Raw genomic sequence first — 16,116 nt, forward strand, 5'->3', positions numbered from 1 at the left:
CGTCGTCGTCAGTCGGAGGCGTTCTCACCGAGATTCTCGGACACCACCTCGAGCACATGGGCCCGCGCCTGAACCGCGTCTTCTCCCCGCTCCGTCGTGACGGCGGCTGCGAACACCTCGGCGAAGACCAGGAACGCGACGCGGGACGCATGCTGCAGCTCATCCCGGAAACTCACGCCGGTCGGGGCGATGACGAGAGACACCGACGCCACCTCCGTCAGCGCCGAGGTCGCGAACGACGTCAACGCGATCACCGTGGCCCCGCCGCGCGCGGCGGCGGTGGCGACCCGCAGGCTCGCTTCATTCGCCCCGGATCCGCTCACGATCAGGCAGACGTCGTCCGTGGTGAGATGACGCGCCGCGATCTGCTGGGCGATCGCGTCGGCGATGAACTCCGCCGACCGCCCTGCGGCTGTGAGCCGCATCGCGAGATCGTTCGCGATCGGCGACGACAGTCCGTTCGCGAGCACGAGCACGCGACGAGCGGACGCTGAGATCCGCACGGCTTCGGCGACGGCGTCCGCATCGAGGAGGCTCGCGAGGGCGGGGAGAGATGAGGCCACCCTGTCGATCTCGCTGCGCATCCTCCCGAGCACACTGGGGCCATGATCGACCCCCGTCTCCCCCTGGCCGCTGCCCAGTTCCGCCGCGAGCGCGACGCGCAACTGCGGATATCCCCGATAGCCGAAGCTCTGGCAGGCGCGCACGACGGTGGCCCGGCCGACACCGGCGCGTTCGGCGAGTTCCTGCGCCGTCCACTCCACGACTGCGTCGGCGGATTCGACGATCAGCTCGGCCACACGCCGCTCCGCGGGCTGCAAGGTGTTGAGCACCGCGGCGATGCGCACGGTGGGCGGGGCGCTAGGCGAGAACACGGGCGGGGACTCCCTCCATGATCCGACGGCGGACAGCGCCGGAGACCGCATCGATCAGCATGGTCACCACGACGACGACGATGAGCAGGACACCCACCGTCGACCACTCACGGTACTGGGTGTAGGAGGTGAGCATGTCACCGATTCCGCCGACGCCGATCAGTCCGAGCACCGCCGAGGAGCGCACGTTGATCTCGAAGCGATAGAGCCAGAACGACCAGAACGCCGGCTCGACCTGAGGCCACACGCCCCAACGGAGCACCTGGAGCGTGCCACCACCGGCTGCGGTGGCCGCTTCGATCGGCCCGCGCGGCACGGCTTCCACCGCTTCGTATCCCCATTTGCCCAGAGTGCCGATGCCGTTGACGGCAAGCGCGAGGGCTCCGGTGAAGGGCGTGAGCCCGGTGACGGAGAGGATCACGATCGCGATGATGATCTCGGGAACGGCACGGATCAGTGAGAACAGCCCACGCAGCAGGGCACGCAGCCAGGCCGGCCCGAAGCCGCGGGCGGCGAGCAGGCTCAGGGGTGTGGCGAGCAGGATGCCGAGGATCGTGCCGACCCAGGCCATCTGCACACTGCGCCACGTCTGCCACAGCGCCTCCGGCAGCTTCTCCCAGTTCGGATCGGCGAACATGAGGAACGTGTATCGGATGACCTCGGCAGGCAGGTCGGCGAGGCGGGTCCAGTCGATCGCGATCGACCAGAACGCGAGCACGACGATGCCCGTGACGATGCACCATCCCGCGATCGCCCACGGTCGTCGGGGACGAACCGGGATCGCCGTGAGCGCCGCAGTCATACGAGCCTCCGTCGGATCGCGTCGGAGACGAGGTCGATCACGATGACGACGATGAGGATCTCCAGGATGATGAGCGAGAGCTGGTCGTAGCGGTAGAACGTGCGGACCGCATCGATGAGCAGCCCCATGCCACCCGCCCCGACGAGACCGAGCACGGTCGAGGCCCGCACGTTGAGCTCGAATACGTACAGGGTCTGGTTGGCGAATGCGGGCCAGGCGTCGGGCAGGGCGATCGTGCGGTTGATCTGGGCCTGGGTCGCACCGACCGCACGTCCCGCTTCGAGGGGGCCACGGTCGTTGGTGTCGATCGCCTCGGACACGAGCTTGACGATGATGCCGACGTTGAAGAGCAGCAGTGCCAGGATCCCGGGGAGCGCACCGACGCCCACCATCGCCACGAGGATGGCCGCATAGAGGAGGTCGGGGACGCTGCGGATCACGTTGAGGGCGCCACGCAGCGCGATCCGCGCCGGGGCGTTCGGATTTGTCGCACGGGCAGCCCAGAAGCTCAGCGGCAGCGAGACCGCAGCGCCGATGGCGGTCGCGATCACCGCCATCTGGAGCGTCTCGATGAGCGGAGGGATCGTCCGGGGGAAGAAGCTCCACTCGGGCAGGAGCAGCTTGACGATCTTGTCCGCCCCGTTCTGCCAGTTGCGGGCGATCGCGGAGAGGTCGACGCCGATCCCGATCCCCGGCAGGCACGTCACGACCGTGACGAGGAGGAGCACCACGACGATGAGGGGGCCTCTCCATGCTCCGGGCGGTCGCGCCGGGATGTCGAGGGCGGACGCCTGTTCCACCGCGCTCACGCGTCCAACCGGTCTTCCGGGGTGAGCGAGCGCCCGTAGATGCTCTCGAAGTCCGCATCGGTCGCGCTCGTGGCCGGTCCGTCGTAGACGATCTGGCCGGCGCGCATGCCGATCATCCGCGCACCGTACTCGCGGGCGAGGTCGAGGAGGTGCAGGTTGACGACGACCGTGATGCCCAGATCGCGGTTGATCCGACGCAGGTCGTTCATCACACCATGCGCCGTGGGCGGGTCGAGGCTGGCCACCGGTTCGTCGGCGAGGACGATGCGGGGCTCCTGCGCGAGAGCGCGCGCGATCGCGACGCGTTGCTGCTGACCGCCCGACAACTCGGAGGCACGGGAATGGAGTTTCGGAAGGATGCCGACGCGGTCGAGCGCCCGATAGGCGAGCTGCTTGTCGGCCTCCGGATACGCCCCGACGAGCGTGCGCCACAGGGGCGTGTGCGCGAGGCGTCCGACGAGCACGTTCTGGAGCACGCTCGCCCGACCCGCGAGGTTGAACCCTTGGAACACCATTCCGATGTCACCGCGGAGACGGCGGAGTGTGCGCGGCGACGCGCCGCTCACCCGGTGCTCGCCGACGTCGAGCGTGCCGCGCGTGACCGGCACGAGGCCGTTGATCGTGCGGATGAGAGTGGACTTCCCCGAGCCGGAGAGCCCGACCACGGCGACCATCTCGCCCGCTGCGATCTCGAGCGACACGCGATCGAGACCGAGGGTGCCGTTGGGATAGCGCACCGTCACCTCGTCGAGGCGGATGGACCACGGCGTGGACGCCGCAGCCGAAGCTGCGACGTCCACGTTCTGGAGCTGGTCGGACAATTTACTGGAGCCCCAGAGCCTGTGCGGCGCGGGCGACGACGTCGAGCGAGTCGGGGTCGGCGGGGGCGAGCTTGGTGATCGAGTAGATGCTGGTGAGGATCTCGGAGCCCTCTGGCGTGTTCGAGAAGTCCTCGAGCGCCTTCGTGATCCGGTCCTGCAGCTCCGGCGAGAGGTCGGCCGAGAGCGCGACGCCGTCGTTGGGGATCTCCTCGGTCAGCGCGAAGACCACGACCTTCTCACCGACGTCGGGGGTGTCCTTCTGCACGATGGTCCGGGCGTCCCAGAAGCTGAAGCCGACTTCGGCGTCCCCGTTGTAGACCGCGAGCACGGAGGCGTCGTTCGCCGTCACCGGGATCTGCTGGATGTCGGTGTCGGTGTCGAGACCCGCCTCCTGCAGCGCGAGGACCGGGTAGATGTAGCCGGCCGGAGAGCCCGGTCCGAGCAGGGCGACCTTGGCGCCCTTGACCTTGTCGATGCTGTCGAGGCCGGCAGGACCCGACATCGCGTCGGCGCCGTTGCAGAACAGCATCCCGTCCCGCTCGACCGGCTGGTCGTCGCAGTACTTGTCGGGGTTGTTCGTCATGAACTGCGCCGGGTAGGTGATGTTGCCGTTGCGCTCGGTCTGGAGCACGACCGAGGCGTCGTACATGTCGTTCGCCTGCCACAGCTGCAGCGAAGGCAGGAAGCCGACCTGCGCCTGGCCCGCCCCCATCGCCTCGACGGCGGCCTGGTAGTCCTTCGAGACCACTCCGGTGACCTCGATGCCGAGTTCCTCGGTGAGGTAGTCGGTGAGAGGCGCGGCGGTGTCCACGAGCCCGTCCTGGTCCTGCGACGGGACGAGAGCGAGCACGATCGAGTCGGGGTCGGCCGCTGGAGCGGCAGAGTCCTCCGGTGCGGCAGTGGCACCGGAGCAACCCGCGAGCACAACGGTCAGCAGGGCGCCGACGGCGAGGGCGCCCGCTGCGGAGGAGCGGAGGGGGGAGATACGCATGTTCATCCTTCTGGGGTGAGAGGGGTGGGAGGAAAGGGTGGGATGGGAGGGTGGGCGTCAGCCGCGCAGCCACGCCTCGAGCTGGGGAACCAGCGTCGAGAACTCGGCTGCGCGGAAGGTGGGGGTCGCGTCCGGGTCGGGGAACCCGCCGATCAGGGCGGTCGCGTGGCCGCGAGCGTGCGCGGGAGCGAGGTCGTTGCGCCAGATGTCGCCGATGCTCAGCACCCGGGCGTGCGTGGGCAGATCGTCGAGCACGGCATCGAGTCCCCGCGGCTTGCGGGCGTCGGTGACGATGCGGTCGAACACGCCGCTGAGCCCGAGAACGTCGAGCGCCTCGGTGATCCGGATGGCGGGAGCGTTGGTGACGAGGAGTCGCTCGGCCTGGGCGCCCTCCAGGAACGCGACGAGGCCGTCAGGCACCGAGATGGGGGCGTCGGCGGTGGCGAGCTGAGAACGGCTGGCGAGATATGCGGCGCTGAGGAGACGGGAGTCCGCGCCTCTCTTCACCGCTGCGCGCCGCACCGCGTCGTAGCCGTCGCGGGCTTCGCCGCCGTGGGAGGCCAACTGGAGGCGGATGTCGTCGACGAAGTCGCCGTCATCATCGAGTGCGGCAGCGACGTGCTGGGCGTACGCGAGGACAGGCCCTTCGCCGAGCGCGATCGTGCCGTCGAAGTCGAAGAGGAGGATGGAGTTCACGAGATTCTTTCTGTGGGGACGCTCCGTCCAGCATGAGCAACGATCGTGGACGGAAAGCCCCTGCCGCGTGAACGCCGCGTGAACAATCCGTCCACCCGACTGCCGTATGGTGAGCGCCGTGTCCGAACTCGATCACCTCACTCGCGCCGCCTCCCTCGCCGCCGAAGACACGGCCGCAGGCGTGCGTGCAGCCCTCGATCAGATCCCCTGGCTCGAGGCCGCGATCCACGGCGATCGCGCCGCCGGCCGCTTCGAGGCGTGGGGTCAGTCGACGATCATCGACGAGCACACCGGCACGCCCCTCCTCTCGCGCGCGCTCTTCGACGACCTGCACCGGAGGGCGGGCATCGACGCGGACTGGCCGATCGGCAACGCCGGACTCCTGCACTGCTACGGATACCTGCTGTCAACGGCGATGACGCCGTACGGCCTCAAGCGGGACCGTTGGATCGGCGCCGCTCTGGCATCGGCCTGCGGTCTCCCGGCGGACGCGTTCCACCCGTGGCACGAGGAATCGACGCTGCTGGCAAGAGCCACCAGGGCCGCGACAGCCGTTCGCGCCTCACCGGGCGTCGAGGCGACCCGCACATTCGGTGGGCGTGAGGCGCACGTCGCCCTCGCCTCCGCGCGGGGTCCGAGCGCTCTCGCGTTCTCGATCGCCCCGCGCGCCGCGACACCGGCGCTGCTGATCACGATGTTCCCGGTCACCGAGAGCGCCACGCCGCTCGCCGACTTCACGGCCGCGGAGCAGCCGCCCTGGAACGCCGTCTAGACGCGCGCGGCGTCCTCGGCCAACAGTGCCGCGGACAGGGCGACATCCTCGATCGTCTGCGCGATCAGCGCTTCGACGCCGTCGAAGCGGAGCGTCGGGCGGAGGTGAGCGATGAGCTGCACGACCAGCCGGCGGCCGTACAGGTCGCCGGCCGCGTCATGGAGGTGCACCTCGACGCGTCGCTCACGGCGCCCCGGGAAGGTGGGGTTGGCCCCGATACTGACACTGGCAGCGCATCGCCGAGGGTCGTCGCCGACGCGCACCCATGCGGCATAGATGCCGTCGACAGGCGGGACCCCGGAGTCGAGGGCGAGGTTCGCCGTCGGGAACCCCAGTTCGCGCCCGCGCCCGTCGCCGCGGACGACCACGCCCTGGAGCACGTCGAATGCCGCTGCGGTCACTCGATCTCGGATGCCGCGATCGAACGGTAGCGGCTCTGCTGGAACACCAGCGGCTCGACGTCATCGAACACCGTGATGTCGGCGATCTCGTAGAGCGCCACCTCGTGGTCGCCGCCGTCGAAGGTACTGTGCAGGCGGCAGGTGAGCCACAGGGCGGCATCCTGCACGAGCACGGCGCCCTGCTCGCTCCGATGCCAGCCGTGGGTGCCGAACCGGTCGTCCTCCCGCGAGGAGAGGAGCCGGCTGAGCGGCTCGTGATGCGCAGCGAGCACGCTCATACCGAGCTCAGGCACGGCGCGCAGCACCGGCCAGGTCTTCGAGGTGCGCGCAGCGCTGATCGCCACGAGCGCGGGCTCGAGCGAGATGGAGGTGAACGAGTTGACGGCCATCCCCACCGCTCGACCGTCGACCTCGGCGGCGAGGGCGACGACACCGGTCGGGTACACCGAGAAAGCACGGCGGAGGGCACGATCCCTGGGCAGGGTCTCAGTCGCGGCAGTCGTCATTTCTGCGTCCTTTCGGTAGTCAACTTTGACTAGTTCTGATCATAGGCAACTTTGACCATGCAAACAACCACGACTTCCGCGCCCCAGCCGTTAGCATGAGGGCATGTCGACCACCCGCCTCGTCGTCCTCGGCGCCGTGAAGCAGTTCCAGCCCGTGCACGGGTACTTCCTCCGCCGAGAGCTGATGACCTGGCACGTCGACGAGTGGGCGCACATCCAGCCCGGCTCGATCTACAACGCCCTTCGCGCGCTCGAGGTCGACGGCTACATCACCGAGAGCGGCACAGAGACCGAGGGCAAGCGCCCGGCGCGCACGACCTACAGCATCACTCCGGCCGGCGAGGTGGAGCTGCAGCGGATGCTGCGCGAGAACCTCTGGAACGTCGCCGCCTTCGACACCCAGGCCATCATGACGGTCGCCTCGTTCATGTTCGTGCTGAGCCGTCAGGAGGTGATCGCCGGCCTCGAGCACCGCCTCATCAAGAGCGACGCGATCATCACGCAGAACGGCTTCGACGTGCAGGACACGCTGCGCTCCGAGACGACGCCCAAGTACGTCAGGGAGATCTTCGACCTCTCCACCGCACGCCTCACGGCCGAGAAGCAGTGGCTGCTCGACCTGCTCGGGCGCCTGCGCGACGGCGAGTACGTGTTCGCCGGCGAGGCGGTCGCGGACACTGCCGCGCCGGCCGAGTAGGCACCGGCCCTGAGCGCGCAGGTCAGCGCGTCGCGACGAGATCTGCGCTCGCGGCGGCGCTGAGCGCCGCGGTGTTGGCGCCACGGTGCTGCGCCACGATCGCACCTGCAGCGCAGGCACGTTCGAGCGCATCGGCGATGTCGTCCCCGGCGGCGAGCGCCGCCGCGAGCGCGCCGCAGAAGGCATCACCGGCGCCGGTCGTGTCGACGGGGTCGATGCGGAACGCGGGGACGTGCAGCGGCTCGGCGCCAATGCGGTGCAAGGTCACTCCCCCGGCTCCGCAGGTCAGCACGATCTGCGCGGCGCCGGCTGCGTGCAGGCGTTCGACACCGCCCAGCTCGGCGCACTCCGTCTCGTTCACGATGAGGATGTCGACGTCGGGAAGCAGGTCCAGCGCGGCGGTCGCGGCCGGAGCCGCGTTCAGCAGTGTGAGCGCACCCGCCTGTCGCGCGGCGCACAAGGCTGCGGCGACACTGGGCACCGGCACCTCCAGCTGTGCCAGCACGACCGCGGCGCCCGCAACGCCGTCGACGGCATCACGGACGCCGAGCTCGGCGTTCGCTCCAGCGGCGACGATGATGCTGTTGTCACCGTCGTCCAGGGCCAGCACGTGCGCGACGCCCGTGGGCGCGGTGTCGGTGCGGCGCAGCGCCCCGGCGACTCCGGCATCCGTCAGCGTGCGCTGCAGCTCGTCGCCCGCCTCATCCTGACCGACCACGGCGCAGAACCGGGTGGGAGCGCCACTGCGTGCGGCGGCGACGGCCTGGTTGAGACCCTTGCCGCCGGCGAAGCGGCCACCCGCACGCCCGAGCAGGGTCTCGCCGACGTGGGGAGGGCGCGACACCTCGACGACGAGGTCGAGGTTCGCGCTCCCCACCACGGCGACGCCCGTGAGGGTGTCAGACACGCGACATCGTCCGGCGATACTGCGATCCGGTGTGCGTGTCGGCCAGCGCCGGGGTCGGCGTGCCCATCAGCCGCTCGCGCAGGCTCTGCGGCTCGGCCGGCGGGTCGACGATGGCCCCACGCTGCTTGAGGATCGGCAGCACGTGCTCGATGAAATCGACCGTGGATGCCGGCGGGATGACGGGGGCGAACAGGAATCCGTCGAGGTCGGCGCCATCGGCGAGCTCGATCATCCGGTCCGCCACCTGCTCGGGAGTGCCGACGATCGGCCGAGCGCCGACACCGTGCGCGTGCCAGTCGCCGAGCACGTCGCCGACCGTCTTGTCGGCGAAACGGCCCACCTGCGTCTGCGACAGCTCGGTGCTCAGCTCGGCCATCGGCGTGCTCGGCGCGTACGCCGACAGGTCGAGGCCGGTGAACCAGGCGTACGAGGCGACCGTGACGTCGGGGTTCTGCGCGTCGGCGACCTCGGCGTACTTGCGCTGCGCCTCCTCCTCCGTGCTGCCCACGATCGCGGCGAACGCCGACATGATCTTGACGTCGCTCGCTGCGCGGCCGTTCTTCACGGCCTCTTCACGGATCGCGGTCGAGTGCGCACGCAGCTGCTCGACCGAGCCGCTGCCCACGAAGATCGCCTCGCCGTGCTTGCCACCGAACTCGCGCCCGGCGGGAGAGGCTCCTGCTTGGAAGAGCACAGGGGTGCCCTGCGGCGAGCGCGAGGTGTTGCCGTAGCCGTGGGAGCGGAAGTACGGGCCGTCGTGGGCGATGCGGTGCACCTTGGACGGGTCCGCGAAGCGTCCGGACTTGTCCCGCTCGAGTGCCCCCTCCTCCCAGGCCTGCTCCCACAGCTTGTAGACGACCTGCATGAAGTCGTCGGCCATGAGATAGCGCTCGTCGTGACCGACCATCGGGACGCCGAAACCCTGCACCGCGGTGTCGGCCGTGCCCGTGGTCACGACGTTCCAGCCGATGCGTCCACCGGAGAGGATGTCGAGGGTCGCCATCCGACGCGCGAACGCATAGGGCGGCTCGAGCAGGGTCGATCCGGTCGCGACCAGTCCGAGGCGGCTGGTCTCGGGGATCAGCGCGCCGAGGATGATCGCCGGGTCGAGGCGCGGCAGGTCCAGCCCCTCGACCGAGCAGATGTCCGGCCGTTCGCCGGCGACGTCGGCCCAGCCCCAGGCATCCGCGAGGAAGAGGAAGTCGAAACCGGCATCCTCGACCATCCGGGCGGTATCGCGCCAGTACTCGAACTTGTCGAAGAGGTACCGCTTGTTGTCGGGGTGACGCCAGGTCGCGGTGCCGGAGTCGTTCGCCTGGGCGTTCTCGAAGAGGCCGAGACGCAGCTGCTTGACGCTGTTCTGATCGGTCATGTGCGGTGCCTTCCTTGTGGGTGGTTCGTGTCGTTCTCCCCTGGCGCTGGGCACGCCGGAGGAACCCGGGGCGGGCGGGGGTCCCGCCCCGGGATGAGGATGCTGCGTCAGCCCTTCGCCGTGACCTCGCCGTCGCTCCACCACAGCACGCGCTTGCGCACGATCGCGAGGAGGATGATGAGGAGCACGCCGAGCAGGCACAGCAGGGCGATGCTGGCCCACGTGACGGGGAGATTGGCCTGTGCGGCCGACGTCGTCACGAGCGAGCCGAGACCGGCCTGCTGTCCGGCCGCCACGAACTCCGCGACCGCGGCGCCGACGACGGCCAGGGGCAGCGCGATCCGCAACCCGGCGAAGACGTAGGGCATGCTGCCGGGGAAGCGCAGCTCGCGGAAGATCTCCCAGCGCGAGGCATGCAGCGTCTTGAAGACGTCGAGTGCACGCTGGTCGACGTCACGGAGCCCGGCCAGCGAGTTGACCAGCATCGGGAAGAACACCACGAGACCGGTGACGATGAACTTCGGCACCATGCCGAAGCCGAACGCCACGACGAGCGCAGGGGCGATCGCGACGATCGGCGTCACCATCACGATGATGACCAGCGGCATCACCGCACGCTCGATGATCTGGAACTCGGCCATCACCACCGCGAGCACGAAGCCCGCGAGGATGCCGGCGGAGGCGCCGACCACGACCTCGAGCAGTGTGACCAGGAAGTTCGACCAGTACATGCCGGCGTCGTCGACGAGGCTGCCGCCGATCGCCTCCAGCGTCGGGAGCACGTACGGGTTGGTCCAGGCCACCACCTGCCACAGTGTCGCGGCGATCACGAAGGTGATCAGCGTCGGAACCCAGGAACCCCAGCGCAGCCACGGCGGGATCCCGCCGCGTCGTGCACCCGCACGCAGTCGCGCGGTGGCGAGCGTCGCGGTCGTATCGCGGATCGTCATCTCAGACATGGGCCTTCTCCGTCTGCGCGCGCAGAGTGGTGCGCACGACTGCTTCCAGTTCGCGGAACTCGTCGGTCGCGTACGCCTCTTCGGTGCGCGGTCGCGGCAGGTTCACATCGATCACCGCGGCGATGCGCCCGGGGTGGGCGGCCATCACGACGATGCGGTCGGAGAGCATGATCGCCTCCGGCACCGAGTGGGTGACGAACATGACCGCCTTGCGGTTCGACTGCCAGAACTCCAGCAGCGCGATCCGCTGCAGGTCGCGGTTCATCTCGTCGAGCGCCGAGAACGGCTCGTCCATGAGCATGATGGCCGGGTCGAACACGAACGCCCTGGCGATCGCCGCGCGCTGCTGCATGCCGCCGGACAGCTGCCCCGGATACTTCTTCATCGCCTGACCGAGGCCGAAGGTCGACAGCAGTTCCTGGGGGTCGCGCAGGGCACGATCCCCGTTCGCCTTGCGGTTCAGCCGCACCGGCAGCTCGACGTTCTCCTGCACGGTCTTCCACGGCAGGAGGGCGGGAGACTGCGGCACCAGGCCGATCTTCTTGTCCCTCGACGCCGCAGCGACGCTCTCGCCGTCGATCGTCACGCTGCCGGAATCGGCGTCGATGAGACCTGCGACGACCTTGAGCAGCGTCGACTTGCCGCATCCGCTGGGACCGATCACCGACACGAACTCGCCCATGCCGATGGTCAGGCTCACGTCGTCGAGCACGGTCACCCGCGCGCCATCGACGCCGAACGTCTTGGTGACGCCTCGGACCTCGACGCCTGCACCCTGTGCGGACGACATCACTTCGCCGGCCAGATCAGCGCGTCGCCGTCGTAGAGGTCGGCGACCAGGCCGGCATCCATCATGTCCTCGATCGCGGGCAGGTCCTTGACGTCGCCGTACTTCTCGACGAGCGCGTACTCGGGCTCCCACATCGCGGCGTTCTGCACGCCCGGGTTGCCGCCGGCGCTCTCGCGGACCCAGGCGGACTCCACCTCCCACGTGCGGGCGAGCTGGTCGCGCGGGAAGGCCGCACCCTGGTTGTTGTCCTCCGCGAGCTGCGCGAGCTTGTCGATGCAGGCGTCGGACTCGTCGAGGCAGTACTGCAGCGCCTTGAGGCTCGCCCGCATGAAGTCGGCAGCGACCTCGCGGTGCTCGTCGAGGAAGCGGGAGTTGACCTCCATCACGTTGTACGTGCCCTCCACGCCGAGGTCGGCGGGGAGGAACTCGCTGAACGGCAGGTCCTGCGCCTTGAGCGACTGCGGCTGGTTGGAGGCGTAGCCGACGATCGCGTCGACCTGCTCGCGCACGACCACGGTCGGGTCGTAGTTCGTCATCTTCACCATCTCGACCTTCGAGACGTCGACGCCTGCCTCGTCCAGCATGGCGGAGGCGATCGGGGTGAGATTGATGAAGTAGCCCAGCGATCCGCCCTCGAGGTCCTTCAGGCTCTTCAGCTTCTCGTTGCCGAAGATCGAGAACGGCGGGGTGGTGCCGTAGGTGGCGACCGCGGTGAGGTTCTTGCTGTTCGCCGCCGCGAGCATCACATCGGATGCCGATCCCAGCGCGGTGAACTGCGCCTGACCAGAGGCCACGAGCTGCTGCCCGTTGGCGCCGGAGGCGTTGATCTCGACGTCGAGGCAGAGCTCGTCGAAGTAGCCCAGTTCCTCGGCGAGGAACACGTCGAGCTGTCCGGCGCTGGCCGAGTAGCCGTAGCCGGAGATGTAGGTGATCTTGCCGGCATCCTTGTTGCGCTGGCAGGTGTCGGATGCTGCATCCGTGGGGGCGGTATCGCTGCCGGCTGGTTGCGCGGAGCAGGCTCCGAGCGTCAGCGTGGCGGCGAGAACGCACGTCAGGGTGGCAGTGATGCGGAATCGGGTTTCCGCAGAGGAAGTAGCCATGGGGGTCCCTTCTCGGCCGTTCATCATTGATGGCTCGTTGAAAGTAACATAGTCAAGATTGACTAAGCAACAACAAACTACTTTTTGACGGTCGGCGGATGTCGGGGGGCCGGAATCCGCGGATGCCGCACGGTTGCGGCCCGAGCCCACATGCACGACCCCGGCACGGATGCACGACCGGCTTGCCTCTTTGGGCGTGCATCCGTGATCGAATCGTGCATCCGGGCGCAGGAAGAGTCGACCAGCACCGGGGAGGCGGCCGGCCGACGCGACGTGAGTCAGGCGCGCGGCGCGTGCGCCTCCAGGAACTCGTAGACATCGGTCGTGTCGACCCCGGGGAACGCACCGGTCGGCAGGGTCGCGAGCAGCGTGCGCGGGGTCTTCACATTCGGCCAGGAGTGCTCGCGCCAGCGCTCCTCGAGCTCGGCGGGCGCACGGCGGCAGCACACCTCGACCGAGTGCTTCGAGACGCCGCGGTGGGGGGTGTCGCGACCCACGAACCACTTCGTGTCGTCGAAGCGCACCCCCACGCTCAGTGAATGCAGCCCCTCGCTCGACGCCTCCACGCGCGCGGTGCACCAGTACGTGCCGTTGCCGGTGTCGGTGTACTGGTAGTACGGGTTGAAGCGGTCGTCTTCATCGAACACGACACGACTGGTCCACTTGCGGCAGCACATCTGCCCCTCGATCGCGCCGAGGCGGTCGGTCGGGAAGTTCACGTCGTCGTTCTCGTAGGCCTTCGTGATCGTGCCCGACTCGTGCACCTTGAGGAAGTGCACCGGGATGTCGAGGTGCCTGGTGGCGAGATTTGTGAACCGATGCGCCGCGGTCTCGTATGACACGGAATAGGCGTCGCGCAGGTCCTCGATCGAGATCGCGCGCCGCGCCTTGGCCTCCTTCAACGCAGGGACGACATGCGCCTCGGGGATCAGCAGCGCCCCGGTGAGGTAGTTGGTCTCGACCCGCTGGCGCAGGAACTCCGCATAGCTGCGCGGTTCGGAGTGGCCGAGCATGCGGCTCGACAGCGCCTGCAGCACCGCAGTGCGCGCATCACCCTTGGCCTGCACCTGACTCGACAGGTACAGCCGCCCGTTCGCCAGGTCGGCGACGCTGCGCGTGGTCTGCGGCAGATCGGGGGCGTAGTGCAGGGTGAATCCCAGGTAGGCGGCGATCTCGGATGCCGCGCGCTGGGTCAGCGGTCCGCCCGAGTGTCCGACCGCGGCGAGGATCTCCGAGGCCTTGGCCTCGAGATCAGGGAAGTGGTTGTCCTGACGGCGCATCAGATGGCGCAGCTCGACGTTCGCACGCCGCGCCTCCTCCGGGGTCGCCGCCCGCTCGTCCTTGAGGCGGTCGATCTCGCCGTGCAGCGCGAGCAGTGCCTTCAGCGCGTCCGTCGGCAGAGTCTTCGCGATGCGGAACGGCTCGATGCCGAGCGCCTGGAAGGTCTGTCCCTTCATCGCACGCTCGAGCGCGATCTCCACAGCGCTGCGCTCGTCGAGCGGCTCCCCCTCCATCAGCGCGTCGATCGTCACGCCCAGCGCACGCGCGATCGCCTGCAGCTGCGTGAGCTTGGGCTCGCGCTTGCCGGTCTCGATCATCGACATCTGGCTCGGCGCGCGGTCGACGGCGGAGGCGAGCTCTTCGAGCGTCATTCCCCGGGCAGTGCGGAGCTGCCGGATGCGTCGGCCGATCGTGAGGGCGTCGGCCTCTTCTGCCGCGGCCTGGGGCCCCGAGCTGACCTGGGGCCCCGAGCCCACCTGGGTCCCTGAGCCGACCTGGGTCCCTGAGCCGACCTGGGTCCCTGAGCTTGTCGAAGGGTACATGGCGGCGATTCTGTCACAGAAACAGAATATTGATCAAACTTCACACGCATTTTGGTCAGTTGAATGCGCGAACTTCACACACAGTGGTCTCAAGCCACACGGCGTCACAGCCGGACCGTTCGAAGAAAGGGCTTCTGATCATGAGCACTCCCACCGTCACCGCGCCGATCCAGACGACCCAGCCGGGTCCGGCGATCGAGGTCACCGGACCACTCCGCGACCGCTACGACGAGATCCTCACCCCCGAGGCGATCGCCTTCCTCACCGAGCTGCACCACCGGTTCGCCTCGCGCCGGCATGACCGTCTGGCCGATCGCATGCGCCGCCGCTTCGAGATCGGCAACGGACACGACCCGCGTTTCCGCGAAGACACCGCGCACATCCGCCAGGATGCCGAGTGGCGCGTTGCCGGCGCTGGACCGGGGCTCGAGGACCGCCGCGTCGAGATCACCGGGCCCACCGACCCCAAGATGACGATCAACGCACTGAACTCCGGCGCCCGCGTCTGGCTCGCCGACCAGGAGGATGCCACGAGCCCGACCTGGAAGAACGTGATCGAAGGTCAGCTCTCGCTGCGCGACGCGATCCGCGGAGAGCTGTCGTTCACGTCGCCTGCGGGCAAGGAGTACCGCGTCACCGCGGAGCGCACGCCCACCATCGTGATGCGTCCTCGCGGCTGGCACCTGCCCGAGAAGCACATCTCCTTCATCGACAGGGCGGGGCGCCGCACCTCGACCTCCGGCTCGCTGGTCGACTTCGGGCTCTACTTCCTGCACAACGCGCAGGCGCTGATCGACACCGGCCGTGGCCCCTACTTCTACATCGCCAAGATCGAGTCGAGCGAGGAGGCGAAGCTGTGGGATGACGTCTTCTCGTTCAGCGAGGAGTACATCGGCATCCCGCACGGCACCATCCGGGCGACCGTGCTGATCGAGACCCTTCCCGCCGCGTTCGAGATGGACGAGATCCTGTTCGAGCTGCGCGATCACTGTGCCGGTCTCAATGCCGGCCGCTGGGACTACATCTTCTCGATCATCAAGAACTACCGCGGCCGCGGCGCGCGTTTCGTACTCCCCGACCGCAGCGAGGTCACGATGACAGTGCCGTTCATGCGGGCCTACACCGAGTTGCTGGTGCAGACCTGCCACAAGCGGGGCGCGTTCGCGATCGGCGGCATGAGCGCATCGATCCCCAACCGCCGCGACCCCGAGGCGACGGCACGGGCGATCGAGAAGGTCGCTGCCGACAAGAAGCGCGAGGCGGGAGACGGCTTCGACGGCACCTGGGTCGCCCACCCCGACCTCATCCCCACGGCGCTGGCCGAGTTCGACGCCGTGCTCGGCGACCGTCCGAACCAGGTCGACCGCCAGCGGGACGACGTGCACGTGGAGGCTGCGGATCTGCTCGACCTGCACATCGGGCGTCCGATCACCGCCCAGGGCGTGCGCGACAACGTATCGGTCGCGATCCGCTACATCGAGGCCTGGCTGCGCGGCCTCGGCGCCGTGGCGATCGACAACCTCATGGAGGATGCCGCGACCGCCGAGATCAGCCGCTCGCAGGTGTGGCAGTGGATCCACCAGGACCGCACCACGCAGGACGGCACGGCCATCACGGTGGAGTACATCGAGGAGCTGATCACGCAGGTGCTCGCCCAGGCGACGCGCAGCGCGGGCGACCGCTTCGACGATGCCGCAGACGTCTTCCGGGAGGTCGCGCTGCAGGAGGAGTTCCCCACCTTCCTCACCCTGGGCGCGTACTCGCGTCACCTCATCGAGAACAACTGACCCGCTCA

At 68.7% G+C, this 16,116-nt stretch carries 17 protein-coding genes; 3 read left to right on the forward strand and 14 right to left on the reverse strand.

Annotated features, from left to right (window positions below; translation table 11 throughout):
* Window positions 1–8 precede the first annotated feature (8 nt).
* Genes MRBLWO12_RS10640 through MRBLWO12_RS10665 form a run of 6 tightly spaced genes read right to left on the reverse strand, consistent with a single transcriptional unit; the run spans window position 9 to window position 4,994 of the window.
* A complete protein-coding gene (locus tag MRBLWO12_RS10640; RefSeq protein ID WP_363555274.1) occupies window positions 9–875 on the reverse strand; it encodes a MurR/RpiR family transcriptional regulator in 867 nt (288 codons plus the stop codon).
* Complete coding sequence (gene phnE, locus MRBLWO12_RS10645) at window positions 862–1,677, reverse strand: phosphonate ABC transporter, permease protein PhnE (protein ID WP_363555276.1); 816 nt, start codon at window positions 1,675–1,677, stop codon at window positions 862–864. Before phnE (MRBLWO12_RS10645) ends, MRBLWO12_RS10640 begins: the two co-directional genes overlap by 14 nt.
* On the reverse strand, window positions 1,674–2,486 hold the full coding sequence (gene phnE, locus MRBLWO12_RS10650) for a phosphonate ABC transporter, permease protein PhnE (protein ID WP_363555278.1): 813 nt from the start codon (window positions 2,484–2,486) through the stop codon (window positions 1,674–1,676). The genes phnE (MRBLWO12_RS10645) and phnE (MRBLWO12_RS10650) overlap by 4 nt, the downstream gene beginning before the upstream one ends.
* Window positions 2,483–3,286 carry a phosphonate ABC transporter ATP-binding protein gene (gene phnC, locus MRBLWO12_RS10655; RefSeq protein ID WP_363555280.1) on the reverse strand — a complete coding sequence of 268 codons (804 nt, stop codon included), beginning with the start codon at window positions 3,284–3,286 and terminating at the stop codon, window positions 2,483–2,485. Before phnC ends, phnE (MRBLWO12_RS10650) begins: the two co-directional genes overlap by 4 nt.
* A gap of 22 nt (window positions 3,287–3,308) precedes the next feature.
* Entirely contained in the window at window positions 3,309–4,298 is a 990-nt protein-coding gene (phnD, locus tag MRBLWO12_RS10660; RefSeq protein WP_363555282.1) for a phosphate/phosphite/phosphonate ABC transporter substrate-binding protein, read from the reverse strand.
* A 57-nt stretch (window positions 4,299–4,355) separates the two neighbouring features.
* On the reverse strand, window positions 4,356–4,994 hold the full coding sequence (locus tag MRBLWO12_RS10665) for an HAD family hydrolase (protein ID WP_363555284.1): 639 nt from the start codon (window positions 4,992–4,994) through the stop codon (window positions 4,356–4,358).
* A gap of 118 nt (window positions 4,995–5,112) precedes the next feature.
* Here MRBLWO12_RS10665 and MRBLWO12_RS10670 point away from each other — a divergent pair, with 118 nt between their 5' ends.
* Window positions 5,113–5,766 (forward strand): amino acid deaminase, encoded by a 654-nt coding sequence (locus tag MRBLWO12_RS10670; protein ID WP_363555286.1) that lies wholly within the window; start codon window positions 5,113–5,115, stop codon window positions 5,764–5,766.
* Here the strand turns inward: MRBLWO12_RS10670 and MRBLWO12_RS10675 are convergent.
* Together MRBLWO12_RS10675 and MRBLWO12_RS10680 are read right to left on the reverse strand one after the other, a co-directional pair.
* Window positions 5,763–6,167, reverse strand: coding sequence for a riboflavin kinase (locus tag MRBLWO12_RS10675; protein ID WP_363555288.1), 405 nt, complete (start codon window positions 6,165–6,167; stop codon window positions 5,763–5,765). The two genes, MRBLWO12_RS10670 and MRBLWO12_RS10675, sit on opposite strands and share 4 nt — an antisense overlap.
* Complete coding sequence (locus MRBLWO12_RS10680) at window positions 6,164–6,673, reverse strand: flavin reductase family protein (protein WP_363555290.1); 510 nt, start codon at window positions 6,671–6,673, stop codon at window positions 6,164–6,166. The genes MRBLWO12_RS10675 and MRBLWO12_RS10680 overlap by 4 nt, the downstream gene beginning before the upstream one ends.
* A 103-nt stretch (window positions 6,674–6,776) precedes the next feature.
* Here MRBLWO12_RS10680 and MRBLWO12_RS10685 point away from each other — a divergent pair, with 103 nt between their 5' ends.
* Window positions 6,777–7,370, forward strand: a complete 594-nt coding sequence (locus tag MRBLWO12_RS10685; protein WP_363555292.1) for a PadR family transcriptional regulator — start codon at window positions 6,777–6,779, stop codon at window positions 7,368–7,370.
* 22 nt (window positions 7,371–7,392) lie between these two features.
* Here the strand turns inward: MRBLWO12_RS10685 and MRBLWO12_RS10690 are convergent, their stop codons facing one another.
* From MRBLWO12_RS10690 to MRBLWO12_RS10715, 6 genes are all read right to left on the reverse strand, one after another.
* Window positions 7,393–8,277, reverse strand: coding sequence for a PfkB family carbohydrate kinase (locus tag MRBLWO12_RS10690; RefSeq protein ID WP_363555294.1), 885 nt, complete (start codon window positions 8,275–8,277; stop codon window positions 7,393–7,395).
* On the reverse strand, window positions 8,270–9,649 hold the full coding sequence (locus tag MRBLWO12_RS10695; protein ID WP_363555296.1) for an NtaA/DmoA family FMN-dependent monooxygenase: 1,380 nt from the start codon (window positions 9,647–9,649) through the stop codon (window positions 8,270–8,272). The genes MRBLWO12_RS10690 and MRBLWO12_RS10695 overlap by 8 nt, the downstream gene beginning before the upstream one ends.
* A gap of 107 nt (window positions 9,650–9,756) precedes the next feature.
* Window positions 9,757–10,608, reverse strand: a complete 852-nt coding sequence (locus tag MRBLWO12_RS10700; RefSeq protein ID WP_141870992.1) for an ABC transporter permease — start codon at window positions 10,606–10,608, stop codon at window positions 9,757–9,759.
* Window positions 10,601–11,398: an ABC transporter ATP-binding protein gene (locus tag MRBLWO12_RS10705; protein WP_363555298.1), complete on the reverse strand. Its 798-nt coding sequence runs from the start codon at window positions 11,396–11,398 to the stop codon at window positions 10,601–10,603. Before MRBLWO12_RS10705 ends, MRBLWO12_RS10700 begins: the two co-directional genes overlap by 8 nt.
* Window positions 11,398–12,498, reverse strand: a complete 1,101-nt coding sequence (locus tag MRBLWO12_RS10710) for an ABC transporter substrate-binding protein (RefSeq protein ID WP_363555300.1) — start codon at window positions 12,496–12,498, stop codon at window positions 11,398–11,400. Before MRBLWO12_RS10710 ends, MRBLWO12_RS10705 begins: the two co-directional genes overlap by 1 nt.
* 278 nt (window positions 12,499–12,776) lie before the next feature.
* Window positions 12,777–14,321 carry a helix-turn-helix domain-containing protein gene (locus MRBLWO12_RS10715; protein WP_363555302.1) on the reverse strand — a complete coding sequence of 515 codons (1,545 nt, stop codon included), beginning with the start codon at window positions 14,319–14,321 and terminating at the stop codon, window positions 12,777–12,779.
* A 140-nt stretch (window positions 14,322–14,461) separates the two neighbouring features.
* Between MRBLWO12_RS10715 and aceB the strand changes: the two genes are divergently transcribed.
* Window positions 14,462–16,108, forward strand: a complete 1,647-nt coding sequence (gene aceB / locus MRBLWO12_RS10720; protein ID WP_363555304.1) for a malate synthase A — start codon at window positions 14,462–14,464, stop codon at window positions 16,106–16,108.
* Window positions 16,109–16,116 lie beyond the last annotated feature (8 nt).

The organism is Microbacterium sp. LWO12-1.2 (genome assembly GCF_040675875.1).
Classification (GTDB): Bacteria; Actinomycetota; Actinomycetes; order Actinomycetales; family Microbacteriaceae; genus Microbacterium.

Bases quoted from the DNA above. Each gene is read 5' to 3' on its own strand.
- phnE (WP_363555276.1), bottom strand. From the start codon at position 1,677: ATGACTGCGGCGCTCACGGCGATCCCGGTTCGTCCCCGACGACCGTGG.
- phnD (WP_363555282.1), bottom strand. From the start codon at position 4,298: ATGCGTATCTCCCCCCTCCGCTCCTCCGCAGCGGGCGCCCTCGCCGTC.
- MRBLWO12_RS10680 (WP_363555290.1), bottom strand. From the start codon at position 6,673: ATGACGACTGCCGCGACTGAGACCCTGCCCAGGGATCGTGCCCTCCGC.
- MRBLWO12_RS10685 (WP_363555292.1), top strand. From the start codon at position 6,777: ATGTCGACCACCCGCCTCGTCGTCCTCGGCGCCGTGAAGCAGTTCCAG.
- MRBLWO12_RS10695 (WP_363555296.1), bottom strand. From the start codon at position 9,649: ATGACCGATCAGAACAGCGTCAAGCAGCTGCGTCTCGGCCTCTTCGAG.
- MRBLWO12_RS10700 (WP_141870992.1), bottom strand. From the start codon at position 10,608: ATGTCTGAGATGACGATCCGCGATACGACCGCGACGCTCGCCACCGCG.
- MRBLWO12_RS10705 (WP_363555298.1), bottom strand. From the start codon at position 11,398: ATGTCGTCCGCACAGGGTGCAGGCGTCGAGGTCCGAGGCGTCACCAAG.
- MRBLWO12_RS10710 (WP_363555300.1), bottom strand. From the start codon at position 12,498: ATGGCTACTTCCTCTGCGGAAACCCGATTCCGCATCACTGCCACCCTG.
- MRBLWO12_RS10715 (WP_363555302.1), bottom strand. From the start codon at position 14,321: ATGTACCCTTCGACAAGCTCAGGGACCCAGGTCGGCTCAGGGACCCAG.
- aceB (WP_363555304.1), top strand. From the start codon at position 14,462: ATGAGCACTCCCACCGTCACCGCGCCGATCCAGACGACCCAGCCGGGT.